The 21,923-nt window shown below is 70.0% G+C and carries 18 protein-coding genes; 11 read left to right on the top strand and 7 right to left on the bottom strand.

Annotation, left to right across the window (positions count from 1 at the left end; translation table 11 throughout):
• Positions 1–4: 4 nt before the first annotated feature.
• From ACFHYQ_RS17215 to ACFHYQ_RS17205, 3 genes are all read right to left on the bottom strand, one after another.
• Complete coding sequence (locus ACFHYQ_RS17215; protein WP_394302169.1) at positions 5–760, bottom strand: MOSC domain-containing protein; 756 nt, start codon at positions 758–760, stop codon at positions 5–7.
• 108 nt (positions 761–868) lie between these two features.
• Positions 869–1,654 (bottom strand): GNAT family N-acetyltransferase, encoded by a 786-nt coding sequence (locus tag ACFHYQ_RS17210; RefSeq protein WP_394302168.1) that lies wholly within the window; start codon positions 1,652–1,654, stop codon positions 869–871.
• A gap of 168 nt (positions 1,655–1,822) precedes the next feature.
• Positions 1,823–2,299 (bottom strand): Lrp/AsnC family transcriptional regulator, encoded by a 477-nt coding sequence (locus tag ACFHYQ_RS17205; RefSeq protein WP_394302167.1) that lies wholly within the window; start codon positions 2,297–2,299, stop codon positions 1,823–1,825.
• A gap of 158 nt (positions 2,300–2,457) precedes the next feature.
• Between ACFHYQ_RS17205 and ACFHYQ_RS17200 the strand changes: the two genes are divergently transcribed.
• The 5 genes from ACFHYQ_RS17200 (at position 2,458) to ACFHYQ_RS17180 (ending at position 9,907) form a co-directional block, all read left to right on the top strand.
• Complete coding sequence (locus ACFHYQ_RS17200; protein WP_394302166.1) at positions 2,458–5,991, top strand: indolepyruvate ferredoxin oxidoreductase family protein; 3,534 nt, start codon at positions 2,458–2,460, stop codon at positions 5,989–5,991.
• 80 nt (positions 5,992–6,071) lie between these two features.
• On the top strand, positions 6,072–7,211 hold the full coding sequence (locus ACFHYQ_RS17195) for an acyl-CoA dehydrogenase family protein (RefSeq protein ID WP_394302165.1): 1,140 nt from the start codon (positions 6,072–6,074) through the stop codon (positions 7,209–7,211).
• A gap of 22 nt (positions 7,212–7,233) precedes the next feature.
• A complete protein-coding gene (locus ACFHYQ_RS17190; RefSeq protein WP_394302164.1) occupies positions 7,234–8,040 on the top strand; it encodes an inositol monophosphatase family protein in 807 nt (268 codons plus the stop codon).
• Positions 8,041–8,173: 133 nt separating this feature from the next.
• On the top strand, positions 8,174–9,043 hold the full coding sequence (locus ACFHYQ_RS17185) for an AraC family transcriptional regulator (RefSeq protein ID WP_394302163.1): 870 nt from the start codon (positions 8,174–8,176) through the stop codon (positions 9,041–9,043).
• Positions 9,044–9,148: 105 nt separating this feature from the next.
• Complete coding sequence (locus tag ACFHYQ_RS17180; RefSeq protein WP_394302162.1) at positions 9,149–9,907, top strand: helical backbone metal receptor; 759 nt, start codon at positions 9,149–9,151, stop codon at positions 9,905–9,907.
• 116 nt (positions 9,908–10,023) lie between these two features.
• Here ACFHYQ_RS17180 and ACFHYQ_RS17175 read toward each other — a convergent pair whose 3' ends face one another.
• The gene (locus tag ACFHYQ_RS17175; protein WP_394302161.1) at positions 10,024–10,917 is read right to left on the bottom strand and encodes an arylamine N-acetyltransferase family protein; all 894 of its coding nucleotides are present in this window, start codon (positions 10,915–10,917) and stop codon (positions 10,024–10,026) included.
• 279 nt (positions 10,918–11,196) lie between these two features.
• Between ACFHYQ_RS17175 and ACFHYQ_RS17170 the strand changes: the two genes are divergently transcribed.
• From ACFHYQ_RS17170 to ACFHYQ_RS17155, 4 genes are all read left to right on the top strand, one after another.
• A complete protein-coding gene (locus tag ACFHYQ_RS17170; RefSeq protein ID WP_394302160.1) occupies positions 11,197–12,153 on the top strand; it encodes a hypothetical protein in 957 nt (318 codons plus the stop codon).
• Between the two features lie 185 nt (positions 12,154–12,338).
• Positions 12,339–12,965 carry an HAD family hydrolase gene (locus ACFHYQ_RS17165; protein WP_394302159.1) on the top strand — a complete coding sequence of 209 codons (627 nt, stop codon included), beginning with the start codon at positions 12,339–12,341 and terminating at the stop codon, positions 12,963–12,965.
• A 51-nt stretch (positions 12,966–13,016) separates the two neighbouring features.
• Positions 13,017–13,148, top strand: coding sequence for a hypothetical protein (locus ACFHYQ_RS17160; RefSeq protein WP_394302158.1), 132 nt, complete (start codon positions 13,017–13,019; stop codon positions 13,146–13,148).
• Between the two features lie 36 nt (positions 13,149–13,184).
• On the top strand, positions 13,185–14,003 hold the full coding sequence (locus tag ACFHYQ_RS17155) for a MerR family transcriptional regulator (RefSeq protein WP_394302157.1): 819 nt from the start codon (positions 13,185–13,187) through the stop codon (positions 14,001–14,003).
• Between the two features lie 118 nt (positions 14,004–14,121).
• Here the strand turns inward: ACFHYQ_RS17155 and ACFHYQ_RS17150 are convergent, their stop codons facing one another.
• Positions 14,122–15,975 (bottom strand): hypothetical protein, encoded by a 1,854-nt coding sequence (locus tag ACFHYQ_RS17150; protein WP_394302156.1) that lies wholly within the window; start codon positions 15,973–15,975, stop codon positions 14,122–14,124.
• Between the two features lie 260 nt (positions 15,976–16,235).
• On the opposite strand from ACFHYQ_RS17150, the gene ACFHYQ_RS17145 reads away from it, so the two are divergent.
• A complete protein-coding gene (locus ACFHYQ_RS17145; RefSeq protein ID WP_394302155.1) occupies positions 16,236–16,568 on the top strand; it encodes a cupin domain-containing protein in 333 nt (110 codons plus the stop codon).
• 64 nt (positions 16,569–16,632) lie between these two features.
• Here the strand turns inward: ACFHYQ_RS17145 and rph are convergent, their stop codons facing one another.
• Both rph and ACFHYQ_RS17135 read right to left on the bottom strand, forming a co-directional pair.
• On the bottom strand, positions 16,633–19,269 hold the full coding sequence (gene rph / locus ACFHYQ_RS17140; protein WP_394302316.1) for a rifamycin-inactivating phosphotransferase: 2,637 nt from the start codon (positions 19,267–19,269) through the stop codon (positions 16,633–16,635).
• A gap of 245 nt (positions 19,270–19,514) precedes the next feature.
• Entirely contained in the window at positions 19,515–20,906 is a 1,392-nt protein-coding gene (locus ACFHYQ_RS17135) for an aminopeptidase P family protein (protein ID WP_394302154.1), read from the bottom strand.
• 501 nt (positions 20,907–21,407) lie between these two features.
• On the opposite strand from ACFHYQ_RS17135, the gene ACFHYQ_RS17130 reads away from it, so the two are divergent.
• Complete coding sequence (locus tag ACFHYQ_RS17130; RefSeq protein WP_394302153.1) at positions 21,408–21,788, top strand: YccF domain-containing protein; 381 nt, start codon at positions 21,408–21,410, stop codon at positions 21,786–21,788.
• The last annotated feature ends 135 nt before the right edge of the window (positions 21,789–21,923 follow it).

Here is a 21,923-nt window from a genome sequence, read left to right as displayed (position 1 = left end):
CCTTTCAGGTGTGAGACCGCTGTGGCGCCATCGCCGTCACTACGGCCGTCTCGCCGATGTGCACGATGCCGGGACCGGTCACCCGCAGGATCACGCCGAACTTGTTCTCGTGAGCCATGATGAGGTGCTTCTGCAGCTCCGGCCAGCGCTCCCGGCCGTACGGGTCCCAGCTCGGCACGGCACAGCGGATGCACGGCCCGGCCCGATCGCCCGTCACCTCGAGGACGGACCCGCCCACCGTGATCACGGTGCCCTCCGTGAAGGTCTCCTCGGCGAACGCCGGTGCGTCGGTGACCAGGTGAATGTTGGGCCGGAACCTGTCCAACTCTATCTCCGTGCCCAACTCCTCCTCCAGCCCACGCAGGGACGCCTCGAACGTCACCAGCACGGTCGGACCCCGGTCCTGCTGCCCGTCGGCCGCCCGGAGCGACAGCGGGACGCCGTACGACTCCGTCAGCGCGGCGGGAAGATCGGGATCGTCCCACGCCCACGGCACGCCCTCGGGCGAGTAGAGCACCGGGGGGCTCGGCGGCTCGGGGGAGCCGTCGCAGGCCGCGGGGTACGCCGCCTCCCAGGCCAGCATTCCGGGCGACTGCCGCACCGTGAGCCGCTTGCCCGCGTGGGTCGGACGCTCGTCGATGAGCGCGTACGCCCGATCGCCTGCCACCCCTCGGGCGTCCAGCAGGACGGCGGGCAGACGCTCGCCGCGTAAGGACTTGATCGGCCAGCGGTACAGTCCCCCGACGGTTCCCCCGTACATAGCTCCGATCCTAGCGCCGCAGCCATGCCCTTCAGCGGCTCGGCGCCGAGAAGGTCGGCTGAACGGCGTGACTGGCGGAAATGCGATTCGCCGCCGGTTGGATGCCCGTCAGGCGCGCTCCACCACATAGGCGCCGTCGTGGAAGCCGGTGACCCTGGCCCCCTCGCCCATCAGCCCGCCGAGCACGTCGCGTACGGCCAGCCGCCACGCCCTGGCGGCCTCGGGGTCCTCGGTGCGCAGGGATTCGATGTCTCGCGGCACGGCGACCAGCACGGTCGCGGCGTCGGTGCGACCCGCCACCGGCCTGCCGCCGCTGCCGGCGAGCCCCACCATCGCGTCCGGCGGAATCTCCATCCGGTACGGCTCCCGCCGCACCGCGGCGAGCACCCGCGGCTCGCACAGCCGCCAGACGACGAGTAGCCGGTCCGACTCGTCGCCGGCGTTGACGGCGTCGTCCAGCTGCCCGTAGAAGGACGGCAGGTACTCCTCGGGACGGGCGCCGAGCTTGGCCAGGTTGAAGTGGGCGTTGCGGCGGATCAGCGGATCGAAGGTCCAGGTGATCATCTCCAGGCCGCGGGCCAGCGCCCACTCCCGCTGGTGCAGCTTCAGGGCGAAGCCGTTCCCGCTTCCGGCCGCGGCACCGGTGACGGCACCGGTGACGTGGGAGTGCATCGCCCGTCCCACCGGCGCCGACAGGAAGCCGACCGACGCGCCCACAAGACGGTCGGACCGGTAGGCGCCGGCCACGTAGTTGCCCGCGTGCGACAGCGCCCGCATCATCTCCACTGTGACGGGCGCGCCGCCCGGCGGGGGATGCCAGATCCGGTCGAACAGCCGGAAGACGTCCTCGAACTCCTCAACGGAGTGGAGCTCGCGAAGAACGAGGTCATTCACCGAGGGCGTCCCGGCTCGGCCCGGAACGGCCGCGGCGCGTTGTCGCCCAGACGGTGCGGGATGGACGGCAGTTCGACGGACAAGTTGGCAACCTCCGATCCGTGACTCACCGCGACCATATGTCAGACAGGCGATCGGGGGTACGGCGCTTTCACCGGGGTATCGGGCTCACCGGGGCATTTGGGGGCGCGGCGGCTGCGCCCTGAGCGCGTCACGGGTCCACGACCCCAGCACCAGCAGCGTCTTGGTGCCGTTGACGTCCCCGGCCCGGCGCAGCCGGTCGATGACGTGCTGGAGGTGGCCGAGATCGCGGACGCGGACATGGATCAGCGCGTCCGGGTCGCCGGCGATGGTGAACACCTGCTGGACCTCCGGCACGTCCGTGGCCGTACGGACGATCTCGCTGACCGGGGTCGTACCGGGATAGCGCAGCTCGGTGAAGGCCTCGATGCCCCACCCGAGCTTGGCGTAGTCGATCTGGACGCTGAAACCGGTGATGACGCCGATCTCCCGGAGCCGGTCCACGCGACGCTTGACGGCGGCAACGGACAGTCCGACCTGGCCCGCCAGCTCCGAGAAGGTCCGGCGTCCGTCCTCACGGAGCAGACGCAGCACCTGGTGGTCGATGTCGTCGACGTCCGGCATGCGAGACACTCCCTCTTGTACGCAAAGAAGATGGGCTGTGGAGGCGAAATCGCGAGGATCTTTGCGTCTTTATCATGCCTTCTCGCGTGATGCTTGCGCACCTGTCGGCGACTTGCTGTCCTGGAGATCCCCCCAGGTAGCAAGCCAGGAGGTTTCGCGTGAGCGTGACTCCCACCACCTCGACGGCATCGGTGTCGCTGGACGACAGGTACACGGCCACGGACGGCAGAGTGTTGATCTCGGGCATCCAGGCCCTGGTCCGCCTGACGCTGGAGCAACGACGTCTGGACCGGGAGCGCGGGCTGAACACGCAGATCTTCGTCTCCGGCTACCAGGGCTCCCCACTGGGCGGCCTCGACCTGGAGATGGGGCGGGCGGCGAAGTTCCTCGATCCGGCCGGCGTGGTGTTCCGGCCCGGACTGAACGAGGAGCTGGCGGCCACGGCGGTGGCCGGCACACAGCTGCTCGGTCACCTGCCGGGTCGGCGGCACGACGGGGTGACGGGTTTCTGGTACGGCAAGAACCCCGGCCTGGATCGAGCCGCCGACGCGATCCGGCACGGCAACCTGGCGGGCACGGCCCCGCTCGGCGGCGCGGTCGCCTGGATCGGCGACGATCCGGGCAGCAAGTCCTCGACCGTGCCCAGCGCCTGCGAGCAGATGTGCCAGAGCCTGTTCATGCCGGTGCTCGCGCCGGGTTCCATCGGCGAGATCATCGAGCTGGGGCTGCACGCGGTGGCGCTTTCACGCGCCACCGGTCTGTGGGCGGGCCTGAAGATCGTGGCGGACCTCGCCGACGCCTCGGCGATCCTTGATCTCGACACTGATCTCGGCGCGTCGCGTGATCGAATCCCCCCATCGCCGGCCAACTCGGTCGGGCGCGGCGCGCCGCGCACTCTCGTCGGGCCGGCCTCGGTCGACGCCGAGCACGACCAGTTGACCCGCAGACTCCGCCTGGCCCGTGACTACGCCCGTGAACGCGGCCTGAATCGGGTGACGTTCGGGTCGCGGCGGGCGAGTCTCGGCATCCTCGCCGCCGGGACGACGTACGCCGTGGTCCGGCGCGCTCTGGAGGACCTCGGGCTGGACGAGCCGGCGATGGACGATCTCGGGCTCAGGCTCATCAAGATCGCCATGCCGTACCCGCTGGACTCCGGCGAGCTCGCCGGTCTGACGTCCGGCCTCGAACGGGTGCTCGTGGTGGAGGACAAGGTGCCGTTCCTGGAGGGAGGGCTCAAGCAGGCGCTCTACGAGCGGGCACTGGGCGAACGGTCTTCGGGTGAACGGTCTCCGGACGAGCGCGTGCCCGCCGTGATCGGACGGTTCGACGAGACGGGACGCGAGCTGCTCACCTCCCGGGGCGCCCTCGGCGCCGAGGACGTCGCCAAGGCGCTGGTCGCCTGCGTCGGCGCCGACAGGCTGCCCCGCCCGGCCGTCCACCTGACCCCGCCGCACCCCACCACGTCTCGCCGGGCCACGCGTCGGCTGCTGCCGATGGTGGCGGCGCGCACGCCGTACTTCTGCTCGGGCTGCCCGCACAACATCTCGACCCGAACATCCGACAGCACGCTGGTCGGCGTCGGCATCGGCTGTCACGCCATGATCGCGCTGGACGGGAACGGGCGCGGCACCCAGGTCGGCATCACCCAGATGGGCGGCGAGGGCGCCCAGTGGCTCGGCCTCGCTCCCTTCACCGACGACCGGCATTTCGTGCAGAACCTCGGCGACGGCACCTTCCATCACTCCGGCTCGCTGGCGGTACGCGCGGCCGTGGCCGCCGGGGTGACGATGACGTACAAGCTGCTCTACAACGACGCGGTGGCGATGACCGGGGGGCAGCGGGCCGAGGGCCGCATGGACGTCCCCGCGATCACGCGCTCGCTCGCCGTCGAGGGCGTCCGACGCATCGTGATCACCACGCCGGAGCCGGAGCGCTACCGGGGCGTCCGGCTGGCGCCGATCGCGGACGTACGACACCGTGACGAGTTGGCGGAGGTGGAGAAGGAGCTGGCCGCGCTCGACGGGGTGACCGTGCTGATCCACGACGATCGGTGCGCGGCCGAGGAACGGCGGCTGCGCAAGCGTGGACAGCTGCCGACCCCGGCCGTGAAGGTCGTGGTCAACGAGCGGGTCTGCGAGGGCTGCGGCGACTGTGGCGACGTCTCCACCTGCCTGTCGGTGCAGCCCGTGGAGACCGAGTTCGGCCGCAAGACCCGCATCCACCAGCCGTCGTGCAACACGGACCTGAGCTGCCTCAAGGGCGACTGCCCGTCGTTCCTGCTCGTCGAGCCCCTCAAGGGACGGCGACGGGAGCGGGTGCTGCCGTCGCTGCCGGTCGAGCCGCCCGAGCCTGTCGGCAGGTTCGCCGGACGACCGGTCCTCATCCGGATGCCCGGCATCGGCGGCACCGGCGTCGTCACGGTCTCGCAGATCCTGCAGATGGCGGCCCACCTCGACGGGCTGCACGCGGCCGGGCTGGAGCAGACCGGGCTGGCCCAGAAGGGCGGGCCCGTCATCAGCGACATCCGCATCTCCCCGCGGCCGATCACCGGCGCGGTGCGCGCCTCGCGCGGCACGGCCGACGTGCTGATCGGCTTCGACCTGCTGGGCGCGGCCGCCGACGGCAACCTCGTCGTCGCCTCCCCCGGGCACACGATCGCGGTGGTCAACACCGGCATCGTGCCCACCGCCGCCATGGTGACCGGCCGCGATGCCCTGCCCGGCTCGCCCGCCGACGCGGTCGTCCGCGTCGAGTCGGCCACCCGTGGAGGTGAGACCGGGGCCGCCGACAACGTCTACCTCGACGCGCACGGTCTCGCCGAGGCGCTGTTCGGCGATCACATGCCCGCCAACATGCTGCTCGTCGGCGCGGCCTACCAGCACGGCTGCATCCCGGTCTCGGCCGGGTCGATCGAGCAGGCGATCCGGCTCAACGGGGCCGCGGTCGACAAGAACCTCGCGGCCTTCCGCTGGGGCCGGGCGGCGGTGGCCGACCGCAAGGCCGTGCTCGACGCGGCGGATCCCCGGCCGGACAGCGTCGAACCGGCCGGGCTGGAGGAGGCGCTCGCCATCCGGACCGCCGACCTGACCGATTACCAGAACGCGGCTTATGCCCGGAAGTACGCTGAGGACGTGCGCAGCGTGACTGACGCCGCCGCCGAACGTGCGGGGGCGGATGCCGGGGAGCGGATCGGGCTCGCCTACGCCCGGGGGCTGCACAAGCTCATGGCCTACAAGGACGAGTACGAGGTCGCCCGGCTGCACCTCGACCCGGAGGAGAAGGCGAGGCGGGAGCGGGAGTTCGGCCCCGACGCCGTCGTGTCGGTGCTGCTGCACCCGCCGCTGCTGCGGGCGATGGGCATGAAGCGCAAGATCAGGCTGCGGCGGTCGGCGGGCGTTCTGTTCCGTGGGCTGCGCGCCGCCCGTGTCGTGCGCGGCACCGCGCTGGACGTGTTCGGGTACGCCAAGGTCCGGCGGGTCGAACGGGAACTCGTCGGCGAATACCGTGGCATGGTGCGCGAGGCCCTCACCCGGCTCACGCCGGACACGGTGGACTCCGTAGCTGAGATCGCCGCGCTGCCGGAGGTGATCCGCGGCTACGAGGACATCAAGCTCGCCCGCGTCGCCGAGTTCCGCGAGCGCGCCCGGACCGCTCTCGCCCGCCTTACCGAGCCCGCCGCGCAATCCACCTGACCCGTGACCCCTGACCCGTGGCCCCTGACCCGTGACCCCTGACCCGTGACCTAGTCCAGGACCTGCCGAGGAGCACGACCGTGACCGTGGACCGCCTGCTGCCCACCCAGGAGGCAGCGGACCTCATCGAGCTCACCCGAGAGATCGCCGACCGGGAGCTCGCCTCCCGGGCGGACGAGCACGAACGCGCGGAGACCTACCCCGAGGGCCTGTTCACCCTGCTGGGCGACGCCGGGCTGCTCGGCCTGCCGTACCCGGAGGAGCTCGGCGGGGGCGGGCAGCCGTACGAGGTGTATCTGCAGGTGATCGAGGAGTTGGCGGCGCGCTGGGCGGCGGTCGCCGTCGCGTGCAGCGTGCACACGCTCGCCTGCTTCCCGGTGGCGGAGTACGGCACGGCGCGGCAGCGGGAGCGGTGGCTGCCGGACATGCTGGCCGGGCGGCTCGTCGGAGGCTACAGCCTGTCGGAGCCGCAGGCCGGATCGGACGCGGGCGCACTCAGGTGCAAGGCCGAGAAAGTCGAGGGCGGCTACCGGATCAGCGGCAACAAGGCGTGGATCACCCACGGCGGCATCGCCGACTTCTACGCCCTGTTCGCCCGCACGGCCGAGGGCGGCCGCGGCATCTCCTGCTTCCTCGCGCCGGGGGCGGCCGACGGCCTGACCTTCGGCCGGCCCGAGGAGAAAATGGGGCTGCACGCCGTCCCCACCACCACCGCCCACTGGGAGGGCGCGTTCCTGGAGGACGACAGGCTGCTCGGCGCGGAGGGACAGGGCCTGCAGATCGCGTTCAGCGCGCTCGACTCGGGCCGGCTCGGCATCGCCGCCTGCGCCACCGGACTCGCCCAGGCCGCGCTGGACGAGGCGGTCGCCTACGCCAAGGAGCGCGAGACCTTCGGCAAGAAGATCATCGATCATCAGGGGCTCGGTTTCCTGCTCGCCGACATGGCCGCCGGCGTGGACGCGGCCCGGGCGACCTACGTCGACGCGGCCCGCCGCCGCGACGCCGGCCTGCCGTACAGCAGGCAGGCCAGCGTGGCCAAGCTGGTCGCCACCGACGCCGCCATGAAGGTCACCACCGACGCGGTGCAGGTCTTCGGTGGGTACGGCTACACGCGGGAGTTCCGCGTCGAACGCTACATGCGCGAGGCCAAGATCATGCAGATCTTCGAGGGCACCAACCAGATCCAGCGCCTGGTGATCAGCCGTCATCTCGCCCGCTGACTCAGGGGTTAGGGTCGGGGATATGTGGATCGACAAGGTGACCGAAATCCTGAGTGAGGCCGCCGAGGTCGCGATCCTGCCCCGGTTCCGGGCACTGGAAGAGGGCGACATCGCGGAGAAGTCGCCCGGCGAGGTCGTGACCGTGGCCGACCGGGAGGCCGAGGCCCTGATCAGCCGCCGGCTGCGCGACGTGATGGACATCCCGGTCGTGGGGGAGGAGGCCACCGCCGCCGATCCCCGGCTCGTCGCGGCGCTGCGGGAGGCGCCCGCTGCCTGGGTGGTCGATCCGCTCGACGGAACCTCGAACTTCGTCGCCGGCCGCCCCGAGTACGCGGTCATGGCGGCCCTGGTGCGCGACGGCGAGACCGTCGCGTCATGGATCGTCCGTCCCACCGAAGGGTGTGCATATGTCGCCGAGCGGGGATCGGGGGCCTGGCGTGACGGGGTCCGGGTGCGTCGGAAGCCCGCCCCCGCCGATCCCACGAAGCTGCGCGGCGCCGCGCTGACCAGGTTCTTCGATCCCCCGGCGAGGGCGCGGGTGGAGGCGGCGGCGCCGCGCTTCGCCGCTCTCGGACCGGGCACCGCCTGCGCGGGCGTGGAATATCCACGGCTGCTCGACGGCGAGCAGGACTTCATCCTGTTCCACCGGACCCTGCCCTGGGATCATGCGCCGGGAACCCTGCTGCTGACCGAGGCCGGCGCCGTCGCCCGCCGTCCGGACGGGAGCCCCTACCGGCCGGCCGACCAGCGGATCGGCCTGCTCAACGCCGCCGACCCCGCCTGCTGGGACACCGTACGCACCATTTTGCTCGAGCCCGCGTCCGCCTGACCGCCCCCGAGCCGTCTGAGGTTCGGCCCTTCCGGGGCGGCTGCCGTACCAGATCTTCCCGGGCACAGCATGTCGGGTGCGGTGGGGTGGGCCGCGCCTAGCGTGGTGATCGCCAAGGGAAGGACGGACGGGGATGCTGGAGCGGCTGAACCAGGCGATGGAGCACATCGAGCGGCGCCTCGATCGGGAGATCGACGTGGCTGAGCTCGCGCGGATCGTAGCCACCTCGGAATATCACTTCCGGCGGCTGTTCTCCGCGCTGGCCGGCATCCCGCTGTCGGAGTACATCCGGCGCAGGCGGCTCACCGTCGCCGGCGCCGACGTGCTCGCCGGTGAGGAGACGCTGCTCGACATCGCGGTGCGGTACGGCTACGGCTCGGGTGAGGCGTTCGCGCGCGCGTTCCGCGCCCTGCACGGCGTCGGGCCCGGTGAGGCCAGGCGGACCGGTGCGGCTCTGTACTCCCAGCCCCGGATGTCCTTCCGCCTCGTCATCGAAGGGAGCAGCGGCATGCGATATCGGATCGTGGAGAAGGAGGAGTTCCGTGTGGTGGGCAGGAAGGCCCGTGTTCCCCTCGTCCATGAGGGGATGAACCCCGCGATCGTCGCGTTCGTGAAGAGCGTGGACCAGGAGATCAGACAGCGGCTGGAGGGACTCGCCGACCAGGAGCCGCGGGGGATCGTCAACGTGGCCGACCGCGTCGCGGACAGCCGTACGGAGGGCACCGAGCTCGACTACTACTACGGGGTGGTGACCGGCGCCGACGTGCCCGAGGACCTGGACGCTCTCGCCGTGCCCGCCGGGGCGTGGGTGGTCTTCGAAAGCTCGGGGGCGTTTCCGCAGGCGCTGCAGTACCTGTGGCGGGACGCGTTCACGCAGTGGTTCCCGTCGAACCCGTCCTACCGCAGCCGGCCGGGGCCGGAGATCTCGAGCGTGGTCGTGTCGCAGGACGGATCGCAGGCGGACGCCGAGCTGTGGCTCCCCATCGAGCGCACCGCGAGCTGACAACGCTCACGACCTGAAAGCCGGGTCACCTTCACCCGTCATGCCGGCGGACAAGGGCCGCAGGCGACCCTTGTCCGCCGCGCGTGCTGTGGAAGGATGAGGAGCATGCCGACCGATGATCTTGGGGCGCCGTTCACGCCGCATGATGCCGTACGCCGCGTCGTGTCCCTGGTCCCGTCGCTCACCGAGTCGCTCGCCGAGACGGCCCCGGAGCTGCTGGTCGGCGCGACCGATTGGTGCACCCATCCGGAGGGGTTGTCCGTACGGCGACTGCGCGGCACGAAGAACCCCGACGTGGCCGCGATCACTGACCTGCGGCCGGATCTGGTGCTGGCCAATGAGGAGGAGAACCGTCCGGTCGACATCGAGGCGCTGCGGTCGGCCGGGGTGCCCGTCTGGGTGACGAGGATCCGTACCCTCGACGAGGCGTTCGCCTCGTTGCGCCGGATGTTCGCATCGGCCTGCGACGTACCCGAGCCGGCCTGGCTCGACGCCGCGGAACGGGCATGGTCCGCGGCGGCGCCCGTCACGGTGGTACGGCAGGCGCTGATCCCCATCTGGCGCAAGCCCTGGATGGTGCTGGGGCGGGACACCTTCGCCGGCGACGTGCTGCTCAGGCTCGGGGTACGCAACGTCTACGCCGATCACCCGGAGCGCTATCCGAAGGTCGCCCTGCCCGAACTGCTGGCGGCCGGCGCCGACCTCGTGGTCCTCCCGGACGAGCCCTACCGTTTCACCGCCGAGGACGGCCCCGGATTCTTCCCCGCGACACCGGCCGCGCTGGTCAGCGGGAGGCACCTGACCTGGTACGGCCCGTCCCTGGTGGAGGCGCCCGCCGCTCTCCTGGCCGCACTCGGTCGCTGAGGGACGTCACTGAACGACGCGTTGTCGTGCGCGGTCAGCGTTCTGGCTCGCCCTCCTCGACGCGGTACGTCCAACGCGGATCTCCTGTCCGCGGGCGCTCCCGAACTGCGGCTCGGTCACGTCGCCAGCCCGGACTTCGCCAAAGTCGCCTCTCGGCGGCGGCTCAGCCAGCGCTCGTGGGCGGCGAGCAGCCGCCGCCACAGGCCGTCCCGTTCGGCGGGGGTGACGTCGCCGAGGGTGAGTCCGAAGACGTCTGCCAGGGCGGTGAAGTAGTCGCGGCGATCCTCCAGCGTGCGGGAGCGCTTGCCCTCGCCGATCCGGGTCAGCACCAGTCCGCGCAGCACGTCGGCCCCGGTGGCGTCCCGCCGCTGGACGGTGGCCACCCGGACGTACCCGGACTTGGGGGAGGTGGACAGGTGCTCATGCTGTTCGGCGAAGGCCGCCATCTCCGCGGCGTGGGGGCGGAAGTCCATCCCGACGAAGGAGCCGCGCGGGTCGTGGTCGAACCGCCACCCGCTGGGCTCGGCCTGCGAGGGGCGCAAGCCGTACTGGAACGGTCCCTGCCGATGGGTCCCCTCGGTCAGCGGCAGGGGCTCGTGCAGGCCGTCGCCCATGCCGAGATCGACGAGCCAGCGGCCGTCGGGCGAGTCCTCCGACGGCAGCCCTGACACGGTGAGGACCAGATGGCCGGCGTCGGCCTCGGCGGGATCGTCCGCGGTGCCCTGCACGCCGCCGACGTGCCGGGTGACCCGGTATCCAAGGGCGTCCAGCAGCAGGGAGAAGGCTCCGTTGAGCTGGAAGCAGTAGCCGCCGCGATCCCGCAGGATCCGCCGCGCCGACTCCATCGGGTCCACGGTGGTGCGACGGTTGAGCCAGATCTCCAGGCATTCGTACGGCACACGCTCCGTGTGAGCCCGGTGCAGCGTGTGGAGGTTGGCCACGCTGGGCGGCTGACCCGCCAGGTTATCGAGGTCGAGCCGGTGAAGGTACGCGTCGATGAAGGCCGTCATCCATGTACATTACCGGGTAAACCAGACATATAGTCTCATGTCCGGATGTACGTCGGGGAGTGCGAGGCGGCCGCCTGTCCGGTGGCCGGATCCGAAGCGGCGTGGTTTTGGGTGCACCAGTTCCAGTGCCGCGGTGGTTTCGGCCAGGAGGGATCGGGAGCCTACTTGACCTCTACGTCACCATCAGCCTCAAGTCTGATGTATGAGACCTCTTGTCGCCATCATCCCTCTATGGGGATAATCTCCCCGCAATGATCCTTTCGCTCTAAAGTGGGTCCTGTGAGCATTCCCCCGCGCCCCGGTCCCGATTGGCGGTTCAACGCACCGCCGGGGTGGCCGTCCCCTCCGGACGGATGGGCGCCCACGGCGGCCTGGGCGGGCCCGGAGGACGACTGGCCCGAGGCCCCGCCGTACTGGAAGTGGTGGGTCAGAGACCCGACAGACGCCACCGCCGCAACGCCGCCCGATCTCACCCCCGCCACGGCGGTCATGCCGCCCGATCCGGCGCCCGCCACGTCCATCGGGGTGCCGCCCACCCTGATCCAGCCCGAGACCAGCACGCTGGTACGGCTACGAGTGCCGCTCATCGCCACGGCCCTCGCAGCCATGGTGATCGCCGGGACGCTCGTCGTCGTCAACCTCCAGCGTGCGCACACGCCGGAAGCGGACTCGACGCGTTCCGCGGCCCAGTCGCAGGAGCAGGCGTCCGCCGAGGCCGCGCAGGCGACGATGGCACCCCTTGCCGATCCGAGCGAGTCCGCCGAGTCAGAGTCGGAGGCGGGAACCACCGCTTACGGCCAGGCGGCGGCCATCGACGCGTTGCTCGACCGGAGCGAGCCCAGCCGGGGAGCGTTACAGCGTGCCATCAATCAGATCCTGCGCTGCTCCGGGGTGAGCAAGGGGGTCAGCGCCATCGAAAAGGTGACCCGGCAGCGAGGCGAGCAGGCCGGCCAGGCCAAGAAACTGGACGTGGACGCCCTCGACGACGGATACGAACTCAAGGACACCCTCGTCCGGGCGCTGACCGCGTCGCATCGGGCGGACAAGGCGTACCTGAAGTGGGCCAAGCGGTTCCGGGCCAGTGGATGCCGGGGGCGTACCGTGGGCGATTCCGCGTTCGACGCGGGCAACCGCGCGTCGGAATCGGCCACCGCGGCCAAGACCGAGTTCGTGTACCTGTGGAACCCCATCGCCCGCGAGCACGGCCTCCCCACCCGCCGCGAGGCCGAGATTTGACCGTTGCCATCGGGCCCGCGCCTGGAGCTGAGGAACAAGGCTTCGCATCCGAAGGGTGAACGCGACTTCGCCAAGGCGTTGCCTGCGCTCGACGGCGTACGGCGTGGCTGGTTGGATGAGGCTCTCGCGGTCGAGTATGGAGATCAACCGCGGCGTGTGCGGCCGCGGACCTGACGGGAGGACCTGTGCGACTGCCCTTCGATGCCCTGCTGTGCGACTTCGACGGTGTGATCCGCTTCTACGACACCGGCGAGGTGGCCGAGTTGGAGCGCGGTTTCGGTGTCGAGCCGGGCACGACGGCGAGGACCGCCTTCGCGCCGGGCGTGGACGGCCCCGCGATGGTGGGTGAGATCACCGTGGCGCAGTGGGTGGACGCGATGGTCGCCGCGCTCACCGAACAGATGTCGCCTGAGCAGGCCCGGAAGCTGGGCGAAGCGTTCACTGGCGCGCCCTTCTCGGTGGAGCAGGACGTCCTCGACCTGTTGCGGCAGGCGCAGGCGCACGTCCCGGTGGTATTGGTGTCGAACGCGACGCTCCAACTGGAGGAGGACCTGGACGCGCTGGGGCTGACCCACTTCTTCGATGAGGTGGTCAGCAGCGCCCGGGTCGGAGTGGTCAAGCCGGATCGGCGGATCTACCAGATCGCCGCCGAACGGGCGGGGGCCGATCCCCGGCGGTGCTTATTCATCGACGACCGGGCGGAGAACGTGGAAGCGGCGGTCGCTCTCGGGATGACGGGCGTGCTCTATCGCGAGGTGGCCGATATGCGGCGCGCCCTGACCCCATTGCTCACCCCGCCGACGACGCCCTGACGAACGCCTTTCCGGGGCTTCGCGGATGGCTACAGGCGGGTCTTCGTCTGGGTGCAGCGCGACGGCACCTGGTGGATGAACAACGCCGGCGCCGACCCGAACCGGGCCTACGCCGAGGCGGTGGGCGGCGAAGTGGATCTCCTCACACGTCGCCGCCGCGCTGCCGCCGTCAGGAACGATTGACCCTGACACCGTGTGAGGCCGTAGACCGGGGGCATCATGTTCAGCATCGGAGATTTCGCCCGCCTTGGCCGGGTGTCGGTACGCATGTTGCGGCACTACGACGCGCTCGGCCTGCTCCGACCGGCCCGGGTCGACCCGGTCACCGGGTACCGCTACTACGAGGCACGGCAGTTGTCCCGTCTCAACCGGTTGATCGCGCTCAAGGACCTCGGTCTCACCCTCGATCAGGTGGGACGGATCCTCGAGGAGAAGGTCGGTTCGGAGGAGCTGTACGGCATGCTGCGGCTGCGCCGCGCGGAACTGGCGGCTCAGGTGGCCGACGACACGGCGCGGCTGGGCAGGGTCGAGGCGAGGCTCCGGATGATCGAAACGGAGGGTTCCGTGTCAGCGGACGTCGTCATCAAAAGCGTCCCCGCGATCCGCCTCGCCGAGCTCAGCGGCATGGCGGAGAGCTACGAGTCCGACAAGATCGGCCCAGTGATCCAGCCCCTGTACGCGGAGCTGTGCAGGCGGATCGACGAGGCCGGACTGACCATCACCGGTCCGACGGTCGCCTACTACGAGCAGGTCCCCGAGGGAGTGCGGGTGCACGCCGGAGCCCCGGTGAACGCCGAACCGGGCAAGGCCTACGACTTCGACATCGTCGACCTGCCGGAGATCGAGCAGGCGGTCACCGTCATCCACCACGGATCGATGGACGACGCGGACGTCTCGGCTCAGCGGCTCGCCGAGTGGATCGAGGAGAACGGCTACCGCAGTTCGGGTTTCGCCCGCGAGGTGTACCTGAAGTACGGCTACGACGATCCGTCGACCTGGGTCACCGAATTGCAGGAAGCGGTCATACCCAGCGCATAGTCCACGACCCGTGGATCTCTCCCACATCTCCGCAGAGAGATCCACGGGATCCTCGGGGGGTGAATGCGGCGGCCGCTTCAGCACGATAGATCAACTATGGTGACCGGCCATGAGATTCCTAGTCGTCGGTGGCAGCGGTTTTCCGGCAGCACGGCCAGGGGAAACCGAGACGGTCGGCGAATTCCCGCGAGCCGCCGACGACTTCGGCATGAGACTTGGGATCGACCCGGCGCAGGTGATCGATTATCCGGGCGGCCTGGTCGTCGAGGTCGGTGTCGTCCACGGATATGAGCCATTCGAGCTGAAGCCATGGATCATCGCTATCGAGGCCCGACGGATAGCGTGGGTGCCAGAAGCACATCCGGATCGTCTCGTACTCGTCGGTCCGCGCGTACACTCTGCCGGGTTCGCACTGCCAGGCGGCGAGCAGGCCGGGTTCGTCGGCCAGAAGGCGGTTGAGCTTGCGAGCCAGGCTGCGTGCGCCCCACTCCCACCCGTGGTCGCGTACGGCCCGGGCGATCGTCTCGGCGTACTGCTCCGCCTGGAAGCGGAAGGAGCCCAGCGCGCCGGCCGCTCCGGAGGCACGCCAGTTCCCCCAGGTGACGGTGTCGCCGTCGAGGCTGATCGTCACGTGGAGGGCGCCGCAGCAGCCTTCGGTGCAGTACGCCTCGGCCAGCCGTACCTCGCGGGGTTCAGTGGTGGCCGCCAGGAGGCCCAGTAGGTCCTCGGGCCCATGCGGCGCTCCCTTGCGGAAGGCCTCGGCGACGACAGGCCGGCCGTCCACCAGCAGTCGGGTCTCGACCTGCTCGCCGATCGCGGGATCGGGGATGGCGACGCGGATCGCGAACCGGTTGAACCGGCCGTCGCTCGGGGGGACGAGATCGGAATCACGTGGGACTGCACGCATCGCTCGTACGGCCCATGCCGCTCGCCAGCGGGTCATCGGGTCGGGTGAGCGGCGCGCTTCCGCCAGGGGCTGTGCCCAGCGCGGGGAGGCGACCAGTCGTTCCAGCCGCTCCAGCGTGGTCGCGCGTTCGCCGGGCGGCCAGGGGAGGCAGGCGGCGTGACCGGTGCGCAGGTCCTCACCCAGGGTGACGGCCGCGGCCAGCAGGTCCAGCGAAGGATTGGCCTGCCCGGCCCGTACGGCGAAGCCGGCGAGGGCCCGGCAGGCGTCCGCGTACTCGTGCAGTTGGACGGAATAGTCCCGTGTGGAGGCGATGGCCTGCAGGAGCTTGCCCGAATGGACGGTGACCTCGTCGTCGGGGTCGCCGCTTTCCAACGCGTCGGCCAGGGAGACCGTCTCGGCGACCTGGCGGGCGTGGCTGCCGACCAAGCCGCGGTCGTCGACGGCGTGCCGGAGCAGCCAGGGGAAGGTGACGGGGTCGACCAATCGGCACATGGCGATGACGGCCTGGGTGCGGGGACGTCCCGTCGACCGCTCGGCCAGCCACGCCAACTGGATCGCCGCGCCGGGGATCTTCTCCAGCACGTCGATCGCCGCGCAGCCGAAGCGGTGCAGCAGGCCGATGGTTCGGATGAGCGGGATGTCCTCCGGGTGGGCGGTGCCGACCAGCAGACGCATGCCGGTCGCCGCCGCGCGGACATCGGTGGAGTGCCGTACGAGCCAGCTGCCCGTCTCGCGGGCGAGGTCCGGCTTGAGCCAGGGCAGCCCCTCCACCGTCATGCGGTCGATCGCACACGAGGGGATCGGTAGATCGCGGATGCCGTCATGGAGCGCGGTCACGGAGACGGGATCGGCGAAGAACGTCTCCAGCAGGGCGAGCAGTGTCGCTCTGCGTTCGCTTAGCGAGGCGGTGATGTCATCCCGTTGATTGTGGTCGGTGACCCCGGGAGGATAGTGGCGGCCCCCATCAGGGAGCGGCTGGTCGGGCGTCAGCCGGTGAAGCCGGGACGCGTGGTCGAACAGGGACGGTGCGCGGTCGAGCGCCCTGCGCTCGTCGGCCATGCTCACCGCTGAGTGGGGGACTCGATTCTCTCGATCATGCCCACACCATGCCAGTTCGGCTGATCCCAGCGCAAGAGTGGGCGACGTACGGTTGCCCGTCCCTGGCCGAAGTGCCAGAGAAGGCCGCATGCCGACGGATAGTATCGTTACAGATACTATCGCGATCGATACTATCTGTAACACAAGGACGGCGCCGTGGATAATGCCCGCCATGGAACGCCTCCTCTGGGCGGAGGCCGTACCGTTGGCGGGCATACTGACGAATCATGCAGAAGACGCCGCTGGATTCACTGGTCCATAAACACCTGAAAAGCGCCGAGACCGCGCCCACTGGACGCAGCGCGGAGACCATCTTCGGTGGGCGCGAGCACATGCTGCGCCAAACCCTGGTGACCCTGACCGCGGGCACCAAGCTTGCGGAGCACGAGAGCCCGGGCGAGGCGACGCTGCTCGTCCTGCACGGACGGCTGCGCCTGAATGCCGGGGACGAGTCCGAGGAGGGGCGGGCCGGCGACCTGCTCGTGATCCCTCCGGTACGGCACAGCGTGGAGGCCTTGGACGACACCGGTTTCCTGCTCACCGTGGCCAAGCGCCCCTGAGCGCCGCCCGCCCACCCGATCGGCCAGGCCGGCCGACGTGTCGAGTCGAACCGTCGAAGCCCCTTCAGGGCCGGGAAGCCGGCGGGAGGATCTGGACGTACCCGTCGGTTCCGTGAACACGGATCCGCTGCCCGTCCCGGATCAGCCGGGTGGCCTGCTCCACGCCCACGACGGCCGGCAGGCCGTACTCCCGCGCGATCACCGCGCCGTGCGTCATGAGGCCGCCCACCTCGGTCACCAGTCCGGCGACGGTGACGAACAGGGGGGTCCAGCTGGGGTCGGTGTAGGCGGTGACCAGGATGTCGCCCGCCTCAAGGTCCGCCCGCGCCATGTCTGTGACGACGCGGGCGCGGCCTTCGACGACCCCGGCCGAGACCGGGAGGCCGGGCAGCGCGCCGGGCGGGGCGTCGTCACGCCGATACCGGCCATGGATGGCCTCGCCGTCCGACGTGAGGACCCGGGGCGGTGTGAGCGCCTCGTACGACCGGAACGCCGCCCGCCTTTCCAGAATGAGTTCGGCGTCCACGTCGTCGGTGCGCACGACTTCTCGCAGCTCCTCGAACCGGAGGAAGAAGATGTCTTCTTTCTCGCGCAGGGTGCCGGACCGGACGAGGCGACCGGCTTCCCGCAGCAGCGCCTGCTTGTAGGCGAAGTAGCGGCTGACCATGCCGTACTTGGGGTACTCCCGGTATCCGGCGAAGGTGCGGACACGGTCGATCATCCGCTTGGTCTCCTCGGCCTTCCGCTCCCCGTCGGGCAGCGCGCGCAACCGCTTCAGCAGTTCCTGCTCTTTCCGCCGTGACTCTTGGAGTCCCTGCTCGAAGCGTCGCCTGCCGGCGCCCGGCTCGAAGTTCTTGATGTTGCCGAGGATGGCGGGCACGAGCGTGGCGGGATGCTCACTCCAGCGCGTTCTGGTGATGTCGATCTCGCCCGCGCAGCGCATGCCGTACTCGTCGAGGAAGCCCCGGATGGCGTCACGTGCCTCCCGTCCACCGGCCAGCCGGGCCAGCTCGTTCAGGAATCCGTCGCCCTCCCGGCCTTCGTCCGCGACGCGGCGCAGGAACGCCGCGACGTCCGCGTGCGGTCGGATCGTGTCCGCGACGTCGAGGAGCGCCAGCCCCATCTCCGACGTGACGTTGTGGGGGACGGACTGCGTGAGCGCGTCGGCCGCGTTCTTCTCGCCCAGCCACGCCTCGAGGTGGTTGTTGAGCCACCAGGCCGCCTCCATCCCCGCCATGATCACCTGGTGGCTCCGCGCATCGAACAGGATGCGCTTCAGCTCTGCGATGTCGGTCAGGATGAAGTTGAGCAGCGCCGGTCCGGACAGGCTCTGGATCTCGCGCCGCAGGGTGGCGACGGACTCCTGACTGTGCCGGATCAGCTGGGTGACGACGGTCGGATCGGTCTCGATCGGGGCGGGCGGGTCACCGCCGAGTACGGCTCCAGAACCCTCGCCAGACCCCTCGCCAGAACCTTCGTCAGGAAGCGAGCGGATGAAGTCGCCGCGGTCGAGGACGGTCTGTAGCGCGTCCCGAATAAGCGGGTCGGACTTCCCCAGTGTCCCGAAGAGGCTCGTGCGACCCGCGGATGTCGCCAGGGCGGGCGCCACGTCGACGAACAACCGTCCGCCCGCCTCGTGCATCGGCCGTGGGGTCGTCAGCTGCCACAGGGAGAGTCCCAGCGGCTTCATCGCGTCGGTCATCATCTGCTGGTGACCGACGGAGACGTAGACGTGGTTCTCCTGGCCGTCGGTCGTGGGTACGGGGAACAGAGTGGTGATCGGCCGGCTCTGGACGATGTGGAAGTCGTCGCCGACCAGGCACCATTCGATGTCCTGGGGCCGGCCGAAGTGCGCTTCGATTCGCCGGCCCAGCCGCACCAGGCGCACGACTTGTCCATCCGTCAGAGCCGGCTGCGTCTGCCGCTGCGGCTCGACCGGTGCGTCCTGGGTGCCGCCACTCGGCGACGCCTGGACGAACCGCGGCTTGGTGGCGACCGCCGTGGTGACGACCTGGTCGTCGCGCACCGTGTAGACGTCCCCGGCGGCCAGACCGGAGACAAGCGCCTCGCCGAGGCCCCAACCCGCTTCCACGGTGGCGATCTTCCGGTTCGAGGTCACGGGGTCCGCGGTGAACAGGACCCCGGCCGCGTCCGGGAACACCATCCGCTGTACGGCTACGGCCATCCGCACCTTCCGGTGGTCGAAGCCATTACGGCACCGGTAGGTCACCGCCCGCTCGGTGAACAGCGAGGCCCAGCACCGCCGGACGTGCCGCAGGATCGCCGCCAGGCCCACGATGTTCAGGTACGAGTCCTGCTGGCCGGCGAAGGACGCGGTCGGCAGGTCCTCGGCCGTCGCGCTGGAACGCACCGCGTAGGGGGCCTGCTCCCCGAGCCGGGCGAGCGACTCGCTGATCGCCGCCACAAGATCGTCGGGCATCGCGAGGCCTTCGATGGTGTGGCGGATGTCCGCGCTCAGGGTGCGGATCGCCGTACGGTCGTCCGGTTTCACCCGCGACAGATGGTCAAGCTGAGCGTCGATCGACGGCGCCTCGGCCATGACCCGCTGGAAGGCGTCCGTCGTGACGCAGAAGCCGTCCGGCACGCGGATGCCGTCGATTCGCGAGAGCTCGCCCAGCTGCGCCCCTTTTCCGCCGACGTCTGCGACATTCGTCGAGTCGATTTGCTCGAACCCCAGCACGTAGCCCAATTCCGTTCCTCCATCGTTCATCGAGGCGGTTCGCAATGGGCGAGTATGAAGCATTTTCCGGCGCCTCATGAGACGCGCGGATCTGATATAAAGTGAAAATGGCAGGAGATATTCACGCCGCGTGTGCGGCCTGACCTCACCTTCCCCCGGCATCGTGACCGATCTGTCGGCGTTGACCGGTCCGAGCACGTCGTTCATCGAGCGGGCCTGCCGCCGACGCGTATTGAAGAGGTGGGTCAGCCGAGCAGTCCGGCCATCCACGCCTCGATCTCATCCGCGCGCCTGGGCAGGTCCGCCGACATGAGACGCGCGCCGTCAGCTGTGATCACGAGGTCGTCCTCGATGCGTACGCCGATGCCGCGCAGCTCGGGCGGCAGCGTGAGGTCGTCGGGCTGCAGGTAGAGCCCGGGTTCGACGGTGAGCACCTGGCCCTCCTCCAGCACGCCGTCGAGGTAGGCGTCCGCGCGCGCAGCCGCGCAGTCGTGGACGTCGAGGCCGAGCATGTGCCCGCTGCTGCAGAGGGTGTAGCGGCGGTAGAGGCCGCTCTCCAGGTCGGAGCTGGACAGCACGCCCCAGTCGTGCAGACCCTCGGCGATCACCTGCATCGCGGCCAGGTGGAACTCGCGGAACCGGGCACCCGGACGCAGGGTCGCGATCGCCGCGTCCTGCGCCGCCAGGACCAGGTCGTACACCTGCCGCTGCAGTTGACTGAATCGGCCGGACAGCGGCAGCGTACGGGTGATGTCGGCGGTGTAGAGGTTGTCGCTTTCCACGCCCGCGTCCAGGAGCAGTAGCTCGTCGGGGTTCAACCGGCCGTCGTTGCGGATCCAGTGCAGCACGCAGGCGTGCGCCCCCGAGGCCACGATCGACTGGTAGCCGACCGCGTTGCCCTCCAGCCGGGAGCGCAGGCCGAAAACTCCCTCGACGTACCGCTCGCCGCGCGGGTGGGCGATCGCCGCGGGCAGCGCCCGGACCACGTCCTCGAAGCCGCGGGTGGTGGCGTCCACCGCGTGCTGCAGTTCCGCGACCTCCCACTCGTCCTTGACGAGGCGCATCTCCGCCAGGAAGGAGGCGAGCTCGCTGTCGCTTTCTGCGGGCGACACCAGGGCGTCGACCGAGCCGTCCACGCCGCGCAGCACCCGGGCGGGCCCGGAGAGCGCGTCCGGCAGGCGGTCGATGTGGACGCACTCGATCTGGTGGAGCGCCTCGGCCTCGGTGAGGTCGAGGCGGCGGCCCACCCAGAACTCGCCGTACCGGCGGTCGCGGTAGAACTCCTGTCCCTCGCCGCGGGGCGACCTCGGCCTCATGAAGAGGCGCGCGGCGCCGGAGGGCTCGACCACCAGCACGTTGTCAGGCTCCTGGGCGCCGGTCAGGTAGGTGAACGCGCTGTGTGACCGGAACCGGTAGTCGTCGTCGTTGCTACGAGCCTTGAGCGTCCCCGAGGGAACGACCAGCCGCTCTCCGGGGAAGCGCGCGGCCAGGGCGGCGCGCCGCTTGGCGGTGTACGCGGCGAGCGGCAGCGGCCGCATGTCCGTCCGGCCGGTGTCGGCCCAGCCGGTCGTCATGAACGCCGAGAGCGCATCGGTGATCGGAAGGTCATGGCTTCCGGTGTTCAGCCTGTCGGTCATCGTTGACTCCGAGGGTCGGGCAATGTGCTATTGCACACATTTACTGATTTGAGCGGCGAGGGCAATGGACATTCTCCCCGGGGCCCTGCCGCAGCGGCGGAGTAGTCCTCTACCTGCTCCTTTACGGGAACAGCCGTTGGCCCAGCGCATCGTCGACGCCGCGCGGGAGCTGGACCTTACAGCGTGGTCAATCTGGCGCGCTCCAGTTGGCGCGCCCACTCGCAGAGGCGCCGGAGACCGTCGCGATGAGCTGGGGCCGCACTGTCGATGCTGGGGCTGAACAAGGCTGATCCCGCTGTCGGCTCGGCCTGCCTCCCGGAGCGTGGGGGCGGTGTCAGGGGGGGATCAACGCCGTCGACGACGATCGTCCGCACCAGCGGCGCAGCCGCCCGCCTGACCGTCGCTCTCCCCTTCGTTGGCGCGGCGGCGAAATGTCGGCGCTGCCCTGGATCTGATCCACTACCTGCTGCGTCCGACCGGGTGGGTGGGACAGTTAGCCCTATGAACACCGTCCTTAATGTCATCTGGCTGATCTTCGCCGGCCTGTGGCTCGCGTTAGGCTACGTCGTGGCGGGGATCATCTGCTGCGTCCTCATCGTCACCATCCCGTTCGGCATCGCGTCGTTCCGGATCGCGGGCTACGCGCTGTGGCCGTTCGGTCGAACCGTCGCCGATAAGCCGTCCGCCGGCGCGTGGTCGGTGCTCGGCAACGTCATCTGGCTGCTCATCGCCGGGACCTGGTTGGCGATCGGGCACATCGCCACCGCGATCCCGCTGTTCATCTCGATCATCGGCATCCCGCTGGGGATCGCGAACCTCAAAATGATCCCGATCTCGCTGATGCCGCTGGGCAAGGACATCGTTCCCGTAAACCACGGATAAGGGACTCGTGACGACGTAAACAATCAGCGGATACGCGCGGTGCTTTCATGTGATAGCGGATAGTGACCGCCTCTGGGCGTGCCAGGGTGAACGGACGCCGGGAGTCATGCCGTGCCGGGAATGGGCGGCATCCAG

It is taken from the genome of Sphaerimonospora cavernae (genome assembly GCF_042435035.1).
GTDB lineage: Bacteria > Actinomycetota > Actinomycetes > Streptosporangiales > Streptosporangiaceae > Sphaerimonospora > Sphaerimonospora cavernae.
The sequence above is the reverse complement of the archived record's forward strand: the minus strand, read 5'-3'. Positions and strand labels throughout refer to the sequence as shown.